We start from the raw sequence: 15,569 nt of genomic DNA, 5'->3' as shown, positions 1-15,569 counted from the left end.
TAAATGAAATTCGAAAACCTGCTCATCGAAATCGGTACCGAAGAGCTGCCACCGAAAGCGCTCCGCACCCTGGCCGAATCCTTTCAGGCCAATTTCAGCGAAGAACTGACCAAGGCCGAACTGCCATTTGAATCTATAGAATGGTATGCCGCTCCACGTCGTCTGGCCCTGTACGTTAAGGGTCTGGCCACCGCTCAGGAAGATAAAGTCGTTGAAAAGCGCGGCCCTGCCGTGCAGTCCGCTTTCGATGCCGAAGGTAACCCCACCAAGGCCGCGGAAGGCTGGGCCCGTGGTAACGGTATTACCGTAGCCGAAGCCGAGCGTCTGGCCACTGAAAAAGGTGAATGGCTGGTTTATCGTGCCAATGTCGCCGGTGAGCCAACAGCAGCACTGGTGCCTGCCATAACCCAGCGCGCGCTGGACAAGCTGCCTATCCCCAAACCAATGCGTTGGGGTAGCAACAGCACTCAGTTTATCCGCCCCGTGCACACAGTTACCCTGCTGCTTGGCAGCGAACTGATTGCCGGTGAGGTGCTGGGCATCCAGTCTGACCGCATCATCCGCGGCCACCGCTTTATGGGCGAGTCCAGCTTCAGTCTTGATCATGCCGACAACTACCTGGCTGCTCTGAAAGAGCGCGGCAAAGTCATCGCCGACTATCAGGCCCGTAAAGCCCTTATCAAGATTGACGCCGAAAAAGCCGCAGCCGTGATAGGTGGCAACGCCGACATCGAAGAAGGCCTGCTGGAAGAAGTGGCCTCGCTGGTTGAGTGGCCAGTGGTACTTACCGCCCACTTCGAAGACAAGTTCCTGGCCGTGCCTGCAGAAGCGCTGGTGTACACCATGAAGGGCGACCAGAAGTACTTCCCGGTGTTCTCAAACGATGGCAAGCTGCTGCCAAACTTCATTTTTGTGGCCAATATCGAGTCCAAAGATCCGGCGCAAATCATCTCCGGTAACGAGAAGGTGGTTCGCCCACGTCTGGCCGACGCCGAGTTCTTCTTCAACACCGACAAGAAGCACACTCTTGCTAGCCGCTTGGCAAGCCTGGATACCGTAGTATTCCAGAAGCAACTGGGCACCCTGAAAGACCGTGCCGAGCGCATCTCTGCCCTCGCCGGCTTTATCGCCGGTCAAATTGGCGCCAGCAGCGAAGACGCCGCCCGTGCCGGTTTGCTGTCAAAGTGCGACCTGATGACCAACATGGTGATGGAATTCACCGACACCCAGGGCACCATGGGCATGCACTATGCGCGTCTCGACGGTGAAGCCGAAGCCGTTGCTGTGGCACTGGAAGAGCAATACAAGCCCAAGTTCAGTGGCGACAGCGTGCCTAGCGCCGGTGTTTCCTGCGCCGTGGCACTGGCTGAAAAGCTCGACACCCTGTCTGGCATCTTCGGTATCGGTCAGGCGCCTAAAGGCGCTGCCGACCCGTTCGCGCTGCGCCGTGCCGCCATTGGTGTACTGCGTATTATCGTAGAGAACAAGTTGCCGCTGGATCTGGTTGATTTGATTGCCAAAGCAGTCGAATTGCACGGTGCCAACCTCAGCAATGCCCAGGCTGCTGATGAAGTGCTCGAGTTCCTGATGGCCCGCTTCCGCGCCTGGTATCAGGACAAAGGCATCAGCACCGACGTTATCCTCGCTGTACTGGCCCGTCGTCCAACCCGCCCTGCGGATTTTGATGACCGCATCCTGGCGGTAAGCCACTTCCGCACCCTGGAGCAGGCCGCTGCGCTGGCCGCCGCCAACAAGCGTGTGTCCAACATTCTGGCCAAGGTAGAAGGTGAACTGCCAAGCGGCATCAATGCTGCATTGCTGAGCGAAGCCGCTGAAAAGGCGCTGGCCGACAAGCTTGCCGAAGTCACACCTGTGATTGCCCCACTGTTTGCTGCCGGTAACTACCAACAGGCGCTGACCGAACTGGCTGCCCTGCGTGAGAGCGTGGATCAGTTCTTCGAAGACGTAATGGTAATGGCCGATGACCAGGCGCTTCGTAACAACCGTCTGGCACTGCTTGGTAACCTGCGTGACCAGTTCCTGCACGTCGCCGACATTTCTCTGCTTCAGTAATGCAGCAGTAGCAAATGCTCGTTAAGAAAAACGCGCCTCAGGGCGCGTTTTTTTATGCCTAAAATTCTTTCTCAACGGGTAAAGAGGATGAGCTTATCGTGCAGGGGATCAAAGGTTTTCCTGTCCATGCCTATGCGTACCAGCAAATCGTTCAGCTGCGCCTCTTTAAGCCTGGCTGCCTGCCACAACATGGAACACTCACTGATATAGTTAGCTGTCCAGATAGCTTTTGGCAGGGGTTCTGTGGGCATATTGTCTGGATTTGCCAATGCTGCAAGAGAACGGGAAAATAACGGTGGCAGTTGCCAGGATCGTGCCAATACAGCACTTAAAATCAATGACTTGGATGTCATAACCTGACGAAACAACCATGATCTTGGCTGTTCCCCGGGTTCAGCCTTGGCGAAGGCTTCCAGCAACATCTGAAAAATCGCTATCTTACCCACATCGTGAATAAGCCCCAGCATAAAGGCGGTATCCTGATCCTCTTTGGCCAACTCGGCGGCCAGATAGGCAACCTGAAGCGAATGCCGCCATACCTCAGCGCCGAATCGACGGTAATAAATTGGCTTTATTTCAACAACTTCTCTAACTTTCACTGCACTCACGAAACGCCTGAGCTGTTCGCGTCCCAGAATTACCACCGCCTGCTGTAAGCTGGTGATATCCTTGGCTCCCCGATGAAATGCGGGCGCATTACACAGCTGGATCACCTCTGCACTGAGCACAGGGTCGCGCTTGATTAGCGCTATCACCTCATCGGTGTCGACCTCCGGATTGGCAAGCTGTTTATCCAATTCAATCAAATCGTGGGGCAGTTTGAAAACCTTTTCGGCAATCACCTTGGGGTCGGCCAGTGCAGACTCCACGTTGCCGATCAGCCGCTTTTCAAGGTTATTGGCAATGCCGCCGGTATCTTTATGACTGGTTGCAAACAGCAGGCTGTAAAAGAGTGCCTCCACATCCACGGTAGGTGCAGCAACCGTATCGGTATCGTTGGGGGTTGAAGATATCTTCTCGGCAACCCGGTTTTGGGCCTTAGCGGCTATACCTTCGCCGGAAAGGCTGCGGGGACGCTCCACCACTGTATTGTCACGAATATTGAAAAGCTTGCTGAAAAGCCGCATTAAGGACGGTTTCCTTCCAATGAAAAACCCGATTTATCAAGCAGGTTATGGCAGAAGTTCAAGATTAAATACTAGGCTTTCGGTCAGAAATTGCCAGCCCTGTTCGTCACAGATACGTGACGGCAACCCTGGATAGTGCAGCTGAACCTCAACTTAACAAACCCCAAATAAAACAACATTTATGGATCAATTTATTGACACTGGTGGGGGCTTTTTTTAGGTTCAGAAGATGTTTGGCTTAAGGAATATCCCCCATGCAGTCTCTTTCTCCCCAAATCTCGGTTTTGGGTGAGTATCAGGTATTCCTTGGCTTGCCGCTTTCGTCAAACCCCGAGGTTTGTCTGCATATCCAGAGCCGTATCTGGCAGCTGGCCAATAGGTGCCGGGACCGAGACGGCGTGTTGGATACCGTGCCCGGGATGAACAACCTGACGTTAAGACTGAGTGACAATCAGGACCCCGAGCTGTGGTGTCGCTGGTTAGAGGCGGAGTTTCATCGCACCGCCAGCCCTGATATTCATAAAGGACGCGAGCATATTATTCCTGTCAGTTACGGTGGCGAAGCTGGCCCCGACCTGGAATCATTGGCCACCCGGCACGGACTGAATAGCCGGGACATCATTCGTCTCCACACCCAAGGCAATTATCGGGTCCTCTTTATCGGATTCTTACCCGGATTTCCCTACCTCAGTGGCCTGTCAAATACACTGCACACTCCCAGACTGGCCACACCCAGGCAAGCGGTTCCCGCCGGCAGCGTCGGAATAGGTGGTGCTCAAACAGGTATTTATCCCTGCACGGCCCCCGGCGGCTGGCATCTCATAGGTAGAACTCATACGCAGCTATTTGATGCCACCGCCAACTCCCCTTGCCTGCTGTCACCAGGCGACAGAGTGATTTTTGTCGAGGGAGGGCACTATGCTTGAAGTGATGCTGGCAGGCATTCAAACCACGGTGCAGGATCTCGGCCGCAGCGGCGTTGCCCATCTGGGCCTGCCCCGCAGTGGCGCGCTGGACCGTCAGGCTCTGCTGCTCGCCAACCGGTTGCTGGGGAATCCGGATAACACTGCTGGCCTCGAGTTTGCTCTCGGTCAGTCGAGTCTTAGATTTAATCGCGATGCCTGGATTGCGCTCACAGGTGCCGACTTCGATGCCCGAATCGATGCCAAGCCGGTCTGGAGCGGCTGGCGCAGCCTGATTAAAGCCGGACAGACACTTAGCCTGCGCGGCCCAAAGGCAGGAATGCGAGCCTATTTGGCGGTGGACGGCGGTATTCAGGTGCCCCTGTTTATGGGCTCGGCCAGCACAGATTTATCCAGTGGCCTGGGCGGTCTTGAAGGACGAGCACTGAGGTCCGGCGACCGACTTGAGCTTGGGCCAGAACGGTCGCTGAAGCATCAGGTAGGCGCTATGCAAAGCCCTTGGGACAATCAGATAAGGGTGTTGCCAGGGCCGCAATATCCCCTGCTCGCCGAAACCTCAATACTCACAGAGTCAACGTGGCAACTACAGCCAAGCAGCAATCGTATGGGCGGCAGATTGACGGGGCCAGCGCTGCGCCTGAAGGCGCCGCTGGAGATGGCCTCCCAGGGCGTGTTCCCCGGGGTCATTCAACTGCCGCCATCGGGACAACCCATAGTGCTGTTAAACGATGCGCAAACCACCGGCGGTTATCCGATTGTGGCCACAGTGATTGAGGCCGATCTGTGGAAACTCGCCCAGGCTCGGCCAGGGCAATCACTGCAATTTGTGTTGGTCGATCGCGCCGAAGCGCTGGCGGCCTGTGAACGCTGGAAACAGTATTTTTATCGCCTCGGCCGCGCCCTGGGCAGCGGAGAAGCCCATGTCTAATCTTCAGTTAAACGCCGATGTGGGCGAAGGCTATCCTTTTGATGCCGAGATTCTCGCGCTTGTGGATGCCGCCAACATAGCCTGTGGTGGCCACGCCGGCGACTCAGACAGCATGCGCGCCACGGTAAAGCTTGCCATGGCAAACGGCTGCCTGATTGGCGCCCATCCGTCATTCCCCGATAAAGCCAACTTTGGCCGCTTGCCGATGAACATGGATGCCACCGAGCTGACCACCAGCCTTATCGCCCAAATCCAGGCCCTGAAGCAGATTTGCGATGAAGAAGGCGCGGTAATGTTTCACGTGAAACCCCATGGCGCCCTCTACAATCAGGCCGCTTTCGATAAAGAGTTGGCCACATGCCTAATCGAGGCGATACAGGCCGTCGACTCCAAGCTGGTGCTAATGGGGTTGGCGGCGAGCCCCCTGCTGCAATGGGCCCGTGAGGCAGGCCTTAAGGTGCAGGCGGAGGCCTTTGCTGACCGCCGCTACGAGGCCGACGCGTCCCTGGTATCGCGGCAAAAACCGGGGGCCGTAATCCACAACCAAGCCGAAGCGCTGGCACAGGTGCAGGCGTTAATGTCGGGCAAGGCCGCCAGTATCGATGGCGCGCCGCTCAGATTAAGGGCCGACACCCTGTGCCTGCACGGTGACAATCCCGAGGCGTTGCAGTTTGCCCGCCGCATACGGGCATTGCTGGAGGCAAGCCATGCTGAATGAGCTGCTCGCCCTCAACTACTGGCCGCTGATCGGCATACCCGTGGTGGTGCTGGGCTTCGCCTTGAGATTCAACCCCTTGCTGGTTGTTACCCTTGCGGGGCTTATTACCGGCTGGGCCGTTGGCATGGATGCCGCGACTTTGCTGGAGACCTTTGGCGAGAAGTTTCTCTCCAGCCGCCAGCTGGCGTCTTTTCTGCTGATCCTGCCGGTGATAGCCCTGCTGGAGCGGCACGGTCTCAGGGAGCGTGCCAAGGGCTGGATTGCCACCATCAAAAGCGCCACCACGGCGCGCATTTTGTCGCTCTACTTTGTGGTGCGCGAAGCCAGTGCCGCGCTGGGGCTGTTAAGCCTTGGCGGCCACGCCCAAACGGTGAGACCGCTGCTGGCCCCCATGGCCGAAGCCGCCGCCATCAATGCCTACGGGGCACTGCCCAAACCCATTCGCGACAAAATCGCTGCCCACGCCGCAGCCTGTGACAATGTGGCCATGTTCTTTGGTGAAGACATCTTTATCGCCTTCGGCGCCGTGCTGTTGATGGATGCCTTCCTCAAAGAAAATGGCATCCACGGCATCGAGCCTTTGCACATAGGCCTGTGGGCAATCCCCACCGCCATTGCGGCACTGATTATTCATCTGTTCCGGCTCTCAAGGCTGGAAGCCGGCATTCGCCGCGATATAGCCCAATGGCAGGCGAAGGAAGACGCCAATCAACAGGAGGCCGAAGCATGAGCCTTATCAGTATCGACGATATCTATCTGCTGATTGGGCTGGTGGTGGCCATTTTGGTGATACTGACCCTGAAAGACAAACAACATCCCAAACGGCTGACCACGGCCCTGTTTTGGGGCTTGTTTGGCAGCCTGTTCCTGTTTGGCGATCTGGCGGTAGATACCCTGGGCGCCAAATTGGCGCACCAGATTGCCGGCGCCATGGTGATTGGTATCGCCGTGCTGGCGGGAATGGGCTGGGTCAGTCTTGGCAGCTATCAGGAAACCAGCCCGGCGCAGAAAGTGGCCAGCGCCGAGCGGCTGGGTAATCGCATCTTTTTGCCGGCACTGCTTATCCCCCTGCTGACGGTAGCGGCTACCCTGCTGCTTGCCGGAGTCAGCGTCGGTGATGTGCTCCTGCTCGATCCCAAACATCAAACCTTGGCGGCACTGGCGCTGGCATGCGGCATCGCCCTGCTGGTGGGCTGGCGTCTGACCGGCGATAACCCGCTCAAGGCGGTGGCCGAATCGCGCCGACTGGTAGACAGCATCGGCTGGGCCGCAATTCTGCCACAAATGTTGGCTATGCTGGGAGGCGTGTTTGTGGTGGCGCAAACCGGCGACAGCATCAAGGCGCTGGTCAGTCTGTTTGTTGACCCCAATAATCGCTTTGGACTGGTGGTTATTTACTGTGTGGGCATGGCGCTGTTTACCATGATCATGGGCAATGCCTTTGCCGCCTTCCCGGTGATGACCGCCGGTATCGCCCTGCCGTTTTTGATTGAAGGGCAAGGCGCCAGTCCGGCGCCCCTGATGGCCATTGGCATGTACTCGGGTTATTGTGGCACCCTGATGACGCCCATGGCTGCCAACTTCAATATAGTGCCGGCAGCGCTGCTCGACCTCGACGACAAATATCAGGTCATCAAGGTGCAGCTCCCTACGGCGCTGGCGCTGCTGACAACCAACATATTCCTGATGTATTTCATCGTTTTTGACTGAGCGAGCCCATTATGAAACCCGTGCCACTGATTTTGCTGACCGGATTTGAACCCTTTGGCGGCGAGGTAATTAACCCATCCTGGGAGGCGGTAAAAAACCTCGATGGCGAGCTTATCTGCCGCCACAGGATCAAGGCCATCAAGCTGCCCTGCGTATTCCACGATGCGCTCAGCCAGCTAACCGAGGCCATCGATTACCACCAGCCAGCTCTGGTGCTGTGTGTTGGTCAGGCAAGCGGACGCAGTGAGCTGACCCTTGAGCGTATTGGCATCAATATCGACGATGCCCGTATTGCCGATAATCGTGGCCAGCAGCCCATCGATGAACCCGTGATAGCAGAGGGTCCGGCGGCCTACTTTGCCACCCTGCCCATCAAGGCCATGGTGCGCGACCTGCGCGAAGCCGGGATCCCTGCGGCCGTGTCCAATACCGCCGGCACCTTTGTCTGCAACCATGTGCTCTATGGCATGCTGCATCAGCTAAGCCAAACCCCTGAATGCCGCGGCGGCTTTTTGCATATTCCGCTGGCACCTGAACAAGCCTCACGGCTGCCGGGCACGCCATCAATGGCACTGGAAACCGTTATCCACGGCCTGCGACTGATGCTGGCCACAGCCGTCACCACGGCCACCGACATCCACGAGAGCGCAGGACTGACCCACTGATGGCCTTCGACGATACCTTTCGTTTGAGCTGCCACGCAGTGATCACCAATGATGAGGGTAAGGTGCTACTGCTCAAGGCAAATTACGGCAACCGTCATTGGGGCCTGCCCGGCGGCGCCCTGGAGCCGGGCGAAACCATACATCAGGCACTGATGCGCGAATGTCTGGAGGAACTCGGGCAGCAAGTCAGTATCGACTATCTCAGTGGCGTGTATTTTCACTCGGTCTATAACTCGCAGGCCTTTATCTTTCGCGCCCGCCTGACAAGCCCGCATATAATCCTGAGCCCAGAGCACAGTGAATATGGTTTCTTCGCCCCAGACAGCCTGTCAGCGGTCCAGCAGCGCCGAATACAAGAGTGTTTCGACTTTAACGGGCAAGTGCAAAGCGCCGCATTTTAGCGACAGCCATGAACATCGGCACTGTAGAAAACGGCAGCCTATCAAAGTAATTTTCTAGTTAACTTATTGAATGATTTTAAAATGCATGGAGGCATACCGTGATAGTGAAACAATCCTGGCTCCAGAGTGGCGTGTGTTTGATGGCAGGGGTCGCTCTGGGCTATGTTGTCAGCAAACAGCCGACCGCCGCCATAACGGCTTTACAACCGCTCATGCCGCCCGCAGTTGCAGAGAAGCCAAATCCCACTCAGCCGCCCTTCTCAGTCCAAACGCAAACCGATAACACAGGCAGCAGCGCCGCGGGTGATAAAAGCACAGAAACGATTGCCGCATTGCAGCGCACCATCGCAGCACTGCAGAGCGAAAATGATTATTTAAAAGAAGCGCTCCATAAGGAGGCGGCCGAGACCAAAGCTCTTACGGCAAGTACCGATGCCGCCCAAGACTCTATGCAGAATAATTCGCCCGACAAAAGGGCCGACTCGGTGGCGGTTGAGGATGCCGAGCGCTACCTGCCAGCGCCTTTCGCCGCTCTGATGGCAAAACAGCAAGGAATGCTTGCAGAGCTGTTCATCACTCTTCAAACCGAACCCAAAGATGATGATTGGGCCGTGGTAATGGAACAACAGATCAGTGACTTTATCCTGACCCATGCCCAGTCGGGTGACGTGGAAATTCAGGCCATCAACTGTAAAAAGAAGACCTGCGAAATAAGAGGCTTTGAGTTGATACCCAAGGGTTGGGACAAAATCTTTAAAGAGATGGTGGATGAAAGCTGGTGGACATTCAGAAGCACCGCTGCTTCCTATGACAAATCTGCAGAATTCGGCGAATACTTCTACCTGGTGGCATCGGGCGTATAAAAAAGGGAAAGCAGCTGCTTTCCCTTTTTTGTTCCGAACCGGACGGTTACACGTCGAGGTTGGCCACGTTCAGGGCGTTGGCTTCAATAAAGTCGCGGCGCGGCTCAACCTGGTCACCCATCAAACAAGTAAACAGCTGATCGGCGGCAATGGCGTCTTCAATGGTCACCTGCAGCATACGGCGGCTCTCAGGATCCATGGTGGTTTCCCACAGCTGCTCTGGGTTCATCTCACCCAGACCCTTATAGCGCTGGATGTAGAGGCCGCGCTTGGACTCACCCACCAGCCAGTCGAGGGCTTCAATAAAGCTGGTCACTGGCTTCACTTTCTCGCCGCGCTGTACGTAACCACCTTCTTCAATCAGGCCATCGAGTGCGTTGGCCAGGGCGCCCATCTTGCGATAGTCGCTGGATTGGAAGAAGTCATAGCTGAACAGGTACTCGTGGTCGATACCGTGGCGACGCAGGGTCACCTTGGGTACGTACACCTGACGCTCCGGATCGTGCTCGGCCACGGCGTTGTAAAGTACGCCGCTGCTTTCACGCTCAACCAGATCGGCGACAAAGGCATCACACCAGGCCTGGACCTTGGCCTGATCCGCCAGCATGTCGTTGCTCAGCACAGGGTGATAGAGCATACGGTCGGTCAGCACCTCTGGATAACGCAGATCCAGACGGGCGATGATGCCTTCCACTTCACGGTACTGATTCACCAGTTTTTCCAGCGGCTCACCGCTCATGCCGGGCGCACCCTGTGATGGGTGAATAGAAGCGCCGTCGAGTGCACCTGTGGTCAAAAACTCGGTCAGGGCCGGATCGTCTTTCAGGTACTGCTCGTGCTTACCCTTTTTCACCTTGTACAGAGGTGGCTGGGCGATATACACGTAACCACGCTCAATCAGCTCAGGCATCTGACGGAAGAAGAAGGTCAGCAGCAGGGTACGAATGTGAGAACCGTCCACGTCAGCATCCGTCATGATGATGATGTAGTGATAACGGGTCTTATCCGGGTCGTACTCATCGCGGCCAATACCACAGCCCAGGGCGGTGATAAGGGTTGCCACTTCCTGAGAAGACAGCATCTTGTCGAAACGGGCTTTTTCTACGTTAAGGATTTTACCCTTCAGTGGCAGAATCGCCTGATTTTTACGGTTTCGGCCTTGTTTGGCAGAGCCACCGGCCGAATCACCCTCCACTATGTAGATTTCGGAGAGTCCGGGATCTTTTTCCTGACAGTCAGCCAGCTTACCTGGCAGACCACCCAGGTCCAACGCACCTTTACGGCGGGTCATCTCGCGGGCCTTACGGGCCGCTTCACGGGCACGGGCCGCATCGATGATCTTGCCCACAATCAGTTTGGCGTCTGTGGGGTTTTCCAGCAGGTAATCACCCAGCTTTTCACCCATGGTCTGCTCAACAGCCGACTTCACTTCACTGGAAACCAGCTTGTCTTTGGTCTGGGAGCTGAACTTGGGATCCGGCACCTTCACCGAAATGACAGCGGTCAAACCTTCACGGGCATCATCACCGGTGGCATTGGTTTTGTTCTTCTTGTTGTAACCCTCAGCTTCCATGTAGTTGTTGAGGTTACGGGTCAGCGCGCCACGGAAACCGGCCAGGTGGGTACCACCGTCACGCTGGGGAATGTTGTTGGTAAAGCAGTAGATGTTTTCCTGGAAACCATCGTTCCACTGCATGGCCACTTCCACGGTAATACCGTCTTCGCGCTCTTGGGCGAAGTGGAAGATGTCCTTGTTTACCGGGGTCTTGTTGCGGTTCAGGTACTCAACGAAAGCACTGATACCACCTTCATACTTGAAGAATTCGTCTTTGTTGTCGCGCTCGTCAACCAAACGAATACCTACGCCAGAGTTCAGGAACGACAGCTCGCGAACGCGCTTGGCGAGAATATCGAAATGAAACAGGGTGTCGGAGAAGGTTTGTTCGCTGGGCCAAAAACGGACTTCGGTACCGGTTTTGGTTGCATCACCAACAACCTTGATTGGCGCGTCAGGCACACCATGGGTATAAAACTGCTCGTGTACCTTGCCTTCACGGCGAATGGTCAGCTGCAGCTTTTTGGACAGGGCGTTTACCACTGACACACCCACACCGTGCAGACCACCAGACACCTTATAGGAGTTGTCGTCGAACTTACCACCGGCGTGCAGTACCGTCATGATCACTTCTGCGGCAGACACCCCTTCTTCAGGGTGAATGGCTACCGGAATACCACGGCCATCGTCTTTTACCGAGACTGAACCATCCACATGGATGGTGATGGTGATTTCGCTGCAATGCCCGGCCAGGGCTTCGTCGATAGAGTTGTCGACGACCTCAAACACCATGTGATGCAGACCTGTGCCATCGTCGGTGTCACCGATATACATCCCGGGTCTTTTGCGTACTGCATCAAGGCCTTTAAGTACCTTAATACTCGACGAATCGTAAGTATTCTCTGACATATTTCTCTCTCGTCGGTTATGGAAGGGTGCATCTTCCCGTCAACATACTGGGAGGACTCTGGGGATAACCTCTCCCCGGGGCCTGCCCCTTCCTTATTTAGTCTGTGTTACCCGGCCGGCCTGTACATGAAACATCCTGTCGGGGGGCACAGGCAAAGAATCCACAATGGCTGAAGGTTCGATGGCGGTGACAAACAATTGCGCCCCCGTCTCTATTAGTTCCTTCAGCAACAGCTGCCTGTGCTTGGCATCCAACTCGGAGGGCAGATCGTCCACCAAATAGATGCTGTGTTTATCGATTTGTTGCTTGAGCAACTTGCCCTGGGCAATGCGCAAGGCACACACCAATAGTTTCAGTTGGCCGCGGGATAGCGCATCCTGTGCGGGCAAAGTACCAACCCGCAATCTGAGGTCTGCCTTATGGGGTCCGCTGACCGTATGACCTATGGCCAAATCCCGCGCATACTGGGTCTGGAGCAACTCGGCAAAGTCGGTCTTGCTGTCCCAGCCACGGGTGAAAGAAACCCGGATATCCACATCGGGTAAAAACTCCCCGATTATACCCTTAAGCACGCCATTTAACGAGCCTACATAATCGTTTCTTATCGCTGTGACTTCAAGGGCATAGCGAATTAATTCCTTATCCCAGAAAGCGATGTGTTCGTAACTGGCTCCATCTCTAAGCAGCTGATTTCTTTGCTTTAAAATTCTGCGTGTATTCATCCATGCCAGATGAAACTGTTTGGAGGCATGGAAGGCGCCCCAATCGATAAATTGACGCCGCGCCGAAGGTCCCTCAAACAGCAGTGAAAAGCTCTCGGGAGTGATCACCTGAATGGGTAAGGCTTCGGCCAATTGCGACAGTCGCTTAACCTTTTCGCCGTCGATTTTGACTTCGGTATCGCCACTGCGATGCCGCCGCAGACCGATACGACTGTCCCCGGCCTGCCCTTGGGCTACCGCAAACAGCGTCAGACTGTCGGCATCGTTCTGGATAACCCGCTGGGACAAATGACTTCGGAACGAGCGGCCCATGCCCAAAAAGTAAATAGCTTCGAGGATACTGGTTTTTCCGCTGCCGTTATGGCCATAAATAAGATTCAGCCCGGCGCCTGGGGCAAGCTGGGCTGAATCAATATTGCGAAATGCGTCGATGGAGAGACGACTGAGGCTCATACCAACAAAGACTCGTCAACGACGGTCTTAGAGCCTCATTGGCATGACCACGTACATGGAGTCTTCTTCCACGTGGTTTTCAATCAGGGCACTGGAGTTACTGTCGATGAGGGTGACACGCACTTCATCGGAGCGCAGGCTGTTGAGCACATCCAGCAAATAGGAGACGTTAAAGCCTATTTCGAGGGTGGTGGAGTTGTAATCCACGTCGATGATTTCTTCGGCTTCTTCCTGCTCGGGGTTGTTGGCGGTGATTTTAAGCAAGCCATCTTCCAGCAGGATACGCACGCCACGGAATTTTTCGTTCGACAGAATCGACGCCCGTAGCAGTGCCTGTTTGAGCTGGTTACGACTGGCTATCACTATCTTGTCACCGCCCTTGGGCAGCACCCGACGATAGTCGGGGAAGCGACCGTCCACCAGCTTACTGGTGAATACGGCTGTGGCAGTGGTAGCACGAATAGCGCTCTCACCTATAGCCAGGGTGATGTCCTGATCTTCTGCATCGAGCAGGCGCGACAGTTCCACCACACCCTTACGGGGCACAATCACCTGCTTCTCAGGCAATGAGGCTTCAATCATGCGATGGCTCAGCGCCAGACGATGACCGTCGGTTGCCACGGCACGCAGTACATTACCCTCAGTCTCAATCAACAGGCCGTTAAGGTAGTAACGCACATCCTGGTTTGCCATGGAAAACTGAGTGGAGTCGATAAGCGACTTGAGGGTGCCCTGCTTTAGGGTAAATTCGATGTCCGGGCGGAATGCCTCGACATTGGGGTATTCTTCGGCTGGCAGGGTTGCCAGAGAGAAACGGCTGCGACCGCAGCGCAGCAACCATTTGTTTTCCTGCTGCTCGACCTTGATTTCGGTCTGCTCTGGCAGGGACTTGACGATATCCAGTAACTTCTTGGCGGGCACTGTCGTGCGGCCTTCCTGAACATCACCGTGAACCGTGGCTTCACCCACGAGCTCCACTTCCAGGTCGGTGCCGGTCATCTTAAGTGAGTGACCACTTACTTCCACTAAAAGATTCGCCAGAATAGGCAGATTATGCCGTCTTTCCACCGCTCCGCTTACCAGCTGCAACGGTTTTAACAGCGCATCCCTATCAATAGAAAATTTCATCGTGTCCAATCCCTGTCTTTTAGGAAGATAAGGTACGAATCAGGTTGGCATAATCTTCTTTAATATCGTGGCTCTCTTCGCGCAGCTGGGCGATCTTGCGACAGGCGTGCAGCACAGTCGTGTGGTCGCGGCCACCAAAGGCATCGCCAATCTCGGGCAAGCTTTGGTTGGTCAGCTCTTTGGAGAGGGCCATGGCCATTTGTCTTGGGCGTGCCACACTGCGGGAACGACGCTTTGACAACATGTCAGCCATTTTGATTTTGTAGTATTCGGCCACCGTCTTCTGAATGTTGTCTATAGTGACCAATTTTTCCTGCAGAGCCAAGAGGTCACGCAGTGCTTCGCGCACAAAATCGATAGTGATGGGCCGACCGGTGAAATTCGCGTTGGCAATAACCCGGTTCAGGGCGCCTTCCAGCTCACGTACGTTGGAACGCAAACGCTTGGCAATAAAGAAAGCCACTTCATCGGGCAGGTTGATGCCGCTCTCCTGGGCCTTGCGCATCAAAATTGCTACCCGGGTTTCCAATTCAGGCGGCTCGATGGCAACCGTTAAGCCCCAGCCGAAGCGGGACTTGAGCCTGTCTTCTACCCCATCGATTTCTTTGGGATAGCGATCCGACGTCAGGATGATCTGATGATTGCCTTCCAGCAGCGCGTTGAAGGTGTGGAAAAATTCTTCCTGGGATCTGTCTTTGTTGGCAAAAAATTGGATGTCATCGATAAAGAGCGCATCGACACTGCGGTAATAACGCTTGAACTCTTCGATGGCATTGTTTTGCAGCGCCTTGACCATGTCCTGCACAAAGCGCTCGGAATGCATGTACACCACTTTGGCATTGGGATTGTTTTTAATAATGCCATTGCCCACTGCGTGCAGCAGGTGGGTTTTACCCAGACCGGTACCACCATACAAAAACAGCGGGTTATAAGCGCCGCCTGGATTTTCAGCCACTTGCAATGCCGCGGCCTTACCCAACTGGTTCGATTTACCTTCTACAAAGTTATCAAACTGATAGGTGGGATTGATGTTACTGCGATGATTGCTGACAGCAGGCTCAGGCTGGCTGACGAAGCTGTTGCCTGGCTTGGGCTGAGGCGCAGCGGCCTTAACAGGGGCAGGAGCCTGAGCTTGAGGTTTGGCAGAGGGACGACTGCCGATATCAAAGCGCAGTTTTGGGGCATTATCCCCCATTTGCTCGGTAAAAAATTGGTTGATGGAATTGATGTACTTGTCGCGTACCCAATCCAACACGAAGCGGTTTGGCGCATAAAGCACCAGGGTGTCACCTTCCATTTCGGCCTGTAACGGTCTGATCCACATGCTGAATTGCTGTGCAGAGAGCTCATCCTGCAGCCTGCCGATACACTGTTGCCAAAGTGAAACCGCCAC

The 15,569-nt window shown here is 55.2% G+C and carries 14 protein-coding genes; 9 read left to right on the top strand and 5 right to left on the bottom strand.

The genetic code is table 11. The features are described 5' to 3' along the window. Nucleotides 1-3 precede the first annotated feature (3 nt). A complete protein-coding gene (gene glyS, locus K0H79_RS00070; RefSeq protein ID WP_220076918.1) occupies nt 4-2,073 on the top strand; it encodes a glycine--tRNA ligase subunit beta in 2,070 nt (689 codons plus the stop codon). Between the two features lie 71 nt (nt 2,074-2,144). Here glyS and K0H79_RS00065 read toward each other — a convergent pair whose 3' ends face one another. Beyond that, nucleotides 2,145-3,200, bottom strand: coding sequence for an HDOD domain-containing protein (locus K0H79_RS00065; protein ID WP_220076917.1), 1,056 nt, complete (start codon nt 3,198-3,200; stop codon nt 2,145-2,147). Between the two features lie 254 nt (nt 3,201-3,454). Here K0H79_RS00065 and pxpB point away from each other — a divergent pair, with 254 nt between their 5' ends. From pxpB to K0H79_RS00025, 8 genes are all read left to right on the top strand, one after another. Further along, complete coding sequence (gene pxpB, locus K0H79_RS00060; RefSeq protein WP_220076916.1) at nt 3,455-4,126, top strand: 5-oxoprolinase subunit PxpB; 672 nt, start codon at nt 3,455-3,457, stop codon at nt 4,124-4,126. Next, the gene (locus K0H79_RS00055; RefSeq protein ID WP_220076915.1) at nt 4,119-5,051 is read left to right on the top strand and encodes a biotin-dependent carboxyltransferase family protein; all 933 of its coding nucleotides are present in this window, start codon (nt 4,119-4,121) and stop codon (nt 5,049-5,051) included. Before pxpB ends, K0H79_RS00055 begins: the two co-directional genes overlap by 8 nt. Next, entirely contained in the window at nt 5,044-5,769 is a 726-nt protein-coding gene (pxpA, locus tag K0H79_RS00050; RefSeq protein WP_220076914.1) for a 5-oxoprolinase subunit PxpA, read from the top strand. The genes K0H79_RS00055 and pxpA overlap by 8 nt, the downstream gene beginning before the upstream one ends. Beyond that, the gene (locus K0H79_RS00045) at nt 5,759-6,499 is read left to right on the top strand and encodes a DUF969 domain-containing protein (protein WP_408733361.1); all 741 of its coding nucleotides are present in this window, start codon (nt 5,759-5,761) and stop codon (nt 6,497-6,499) included. The genes pxpA and K0H79_RS00045 overlap by 11 nt, the downstream gene beginning before the upstream one ends. Then, on the top strand, nt 6,496-7,479 hold the full coding sequence (locus K0H79_RS00040; RefSeq protein WP_220076913.1) for a DUF979 domain-containing protein: 984 nt from the start codon (nt 6,496-6,498) through the stop codon (nt 7,477-7,479). Before K0H79_RS00045 ends, K0H79_RS00040 begins: the two co-directional genes overlap by 4 nt. An 11-nt stretch (nt 7,480-7,490) precedes the next feature. Continuing rightward, a complete protein-coding gene (gene pcp / locus K0H79_RS00035; RefSeq protein WP_220076912.1) occupies nt 7,491-8,144 on the top strand; it encodes a pyroglutamyl-peptidase I in 654 nt (217 codons plus the stop codon). Then, the gene (locus K0H79_RS00030; RefSeq protein ID WP_220076911.1) at nt 8,144-8,545 is read left to right on the top strand and encodes an NUDIX hydrolase; all 402 of its coding nucleotides are present in this window, start codon (nt 8,144-8,146) and stop codon (nt 8,543-8,545) included. The genes pcp and K0H79_RS00030 overlap by 1 nt, the downstream gene beginning before the upstream one ends. A 98-nt stretch (nt 8,546-8,643) precedes the next feature. After that, nucleotides 8,644-9,408, top strand: a complete 765-nt coding sequence (locus K0H79_RS00025; RefSeq protein ID WP_220076910.1) for a hypothetical protein — start codon at nt 8,644-8,646, stop codon at nt 9,406-9,408. A 46-nt stretch (nt 9,409-9,454) separates the two neighbouring features. Here the strand turns inward: K0H79_RS00025 and gyrB are convergent, their stop codons facing one another. The 4 genes from gyrB to dnaA all read right to left on the bottom strand — a co-directional run bounded on the left by gyrB (nt 9,455) and on the right by dnaA (nt 15,569). Continuing rightward, the gene (gene gyrB / locus K0H79_RS00020) at nt 9,455-11,872 is read right to left on the bottom strand and encodes a DNA topoisomerase (ATP-hydrolyzing) subunit B (RefSeq protein WP_220076909.1); all 2,418 of its coding nucleotides are present in this window, start codon (nt 11,870-11,872) and stop codon (nt 9,455-9,457) included. Nucleotides 11,873-11,965: 93 nt separating this feature from the next. Then, nucleotides 11,966-13,048, bottom strand: coding sequence for a DNA replication/repair protein RecF (recF, locus tag K0H79_RS00015; RefSeq protein WP_220076908.1), 1,083 nt, complete (start codon nt 13,046-13,048; stop codon nt 11,966-11,968). 27 nt (nt 13,049-13,075) lie between these two features. Beyond that, on the bottom strand, nt 13,076-14,176 hold the full coding sequence (dnaN, locus tag K0H79_RS00010; RefSeq protein WP_011758137.1) for a DNA polymerase III subunit beta: 1,101 nt from the start codon (nt 14,174-14,176) through the stop codon (nt 13,076-13,078). 19 nt (nt 14,177-14,195) lie between these two features. After that, nucleotides 14,196-15,569 carry a chromosomal replication initiator protein DnaA gene (gene dnaA / locus K0H79_RS00005; protein ID WP_220066202.1) on the bottom strand — a complete coding sequence of 458 codons (1,374 nt, stop codon included), beginning with the start codon at nt 15,567-15,569 and terminating at the stop codon, nt 14,196-14,198.

It is taken from the genome of Shewanella sp. FJAT-52076 (assembly GCF_019457455.1).
GTDB classification, from domain to species: domain Bacteria; phylum Pseudomonadota; class Gammaproteobacteria; order Enterobacterales; family Shewanellaceae; genus Shewanella; species Shewanella zhangzhouensis.
This window is presented reverse-complemented; position numbering and strand designations above follow the sequence as displayed.

Coding starts and splice junctions, on each gene's coding strand:
- pxpB (WP_220076916.1), top strand. CDS start 3,455: ATGCAGTCTCTTTCTCCCCAAATCTCGGTTTTGGGTGAGTATCAGGTA.
- pxpA (WP_220076914.1), top strand. CDS start 5,044: ATGTCTAATCTTCAGTTAAACGCCGATGTGGGCGAAGGCTATCCTTTT.
- K0H79_RS00065 (WP_220076917.1), bottom strand. CDS start 3,200: ATGCGGCTTTTCAGCAAGCTTTTCAATATTCGTGACAATACAGTGGTG.
- K0H79_RS00030 (WP_220076911.1), top strand. CDS start 8,144: ATGGCCTTCGACGATACCTTTCGTTTGAGCTGCCACGCAGTGATCACC.
- recF (WP_220076908.1), bottom strand. CDS start 13,048: ATGAGCCTCAGTCGTCTCTCCATCGACGCATTTCGCAATATTGATTCA.
- pcp (WP_220076912.1), top strand. CDS start 7,491: ATGAAACCCGTGCCACTGATTTTGCTGACCGGATTTGAACCCTTTGGC.
- K0H79_RS00045 (WP_408733361.1), top strand. CDS start 5,759: ATGCTGAATGAGCTGCTCGCCCTCAACTACTGGCCGCTGATCGGCATA.
- K0H79_RS00055 (WP_220076915.1), top strand. CDS start 4,119: ATGCTTGAAGTGATGCTGGCAGGCATTCAAACCACGGTGCAGGATCTC.
- dnaN (WP_011758137.1), bottom strand. CDS start 14,176: ATGAAATTTTCTATTGATAGGGATGCGCTGTTAAAACCGTTGCAGCTG.
- K0H79_RS00040 (WP_220076913.1), top strand. CDS start 6,496: ATGAGCCTTATCAGTATCGACGATATCTATCTGCTGATTGGGCTGGTG.
- glyS (WP_220076918.1), top strand. CDS start 4: ATGAAATTCGAAAACCTGCTCATCGAAATCGGTACCGAAGAGCTGCCA.
- gyrB (WP_220076909.1), bottom strand. CDS start 11,872: ATGTCAGAGAATACTTACGATTCGTCGAGTATTAAGGTACTTAAAGGC.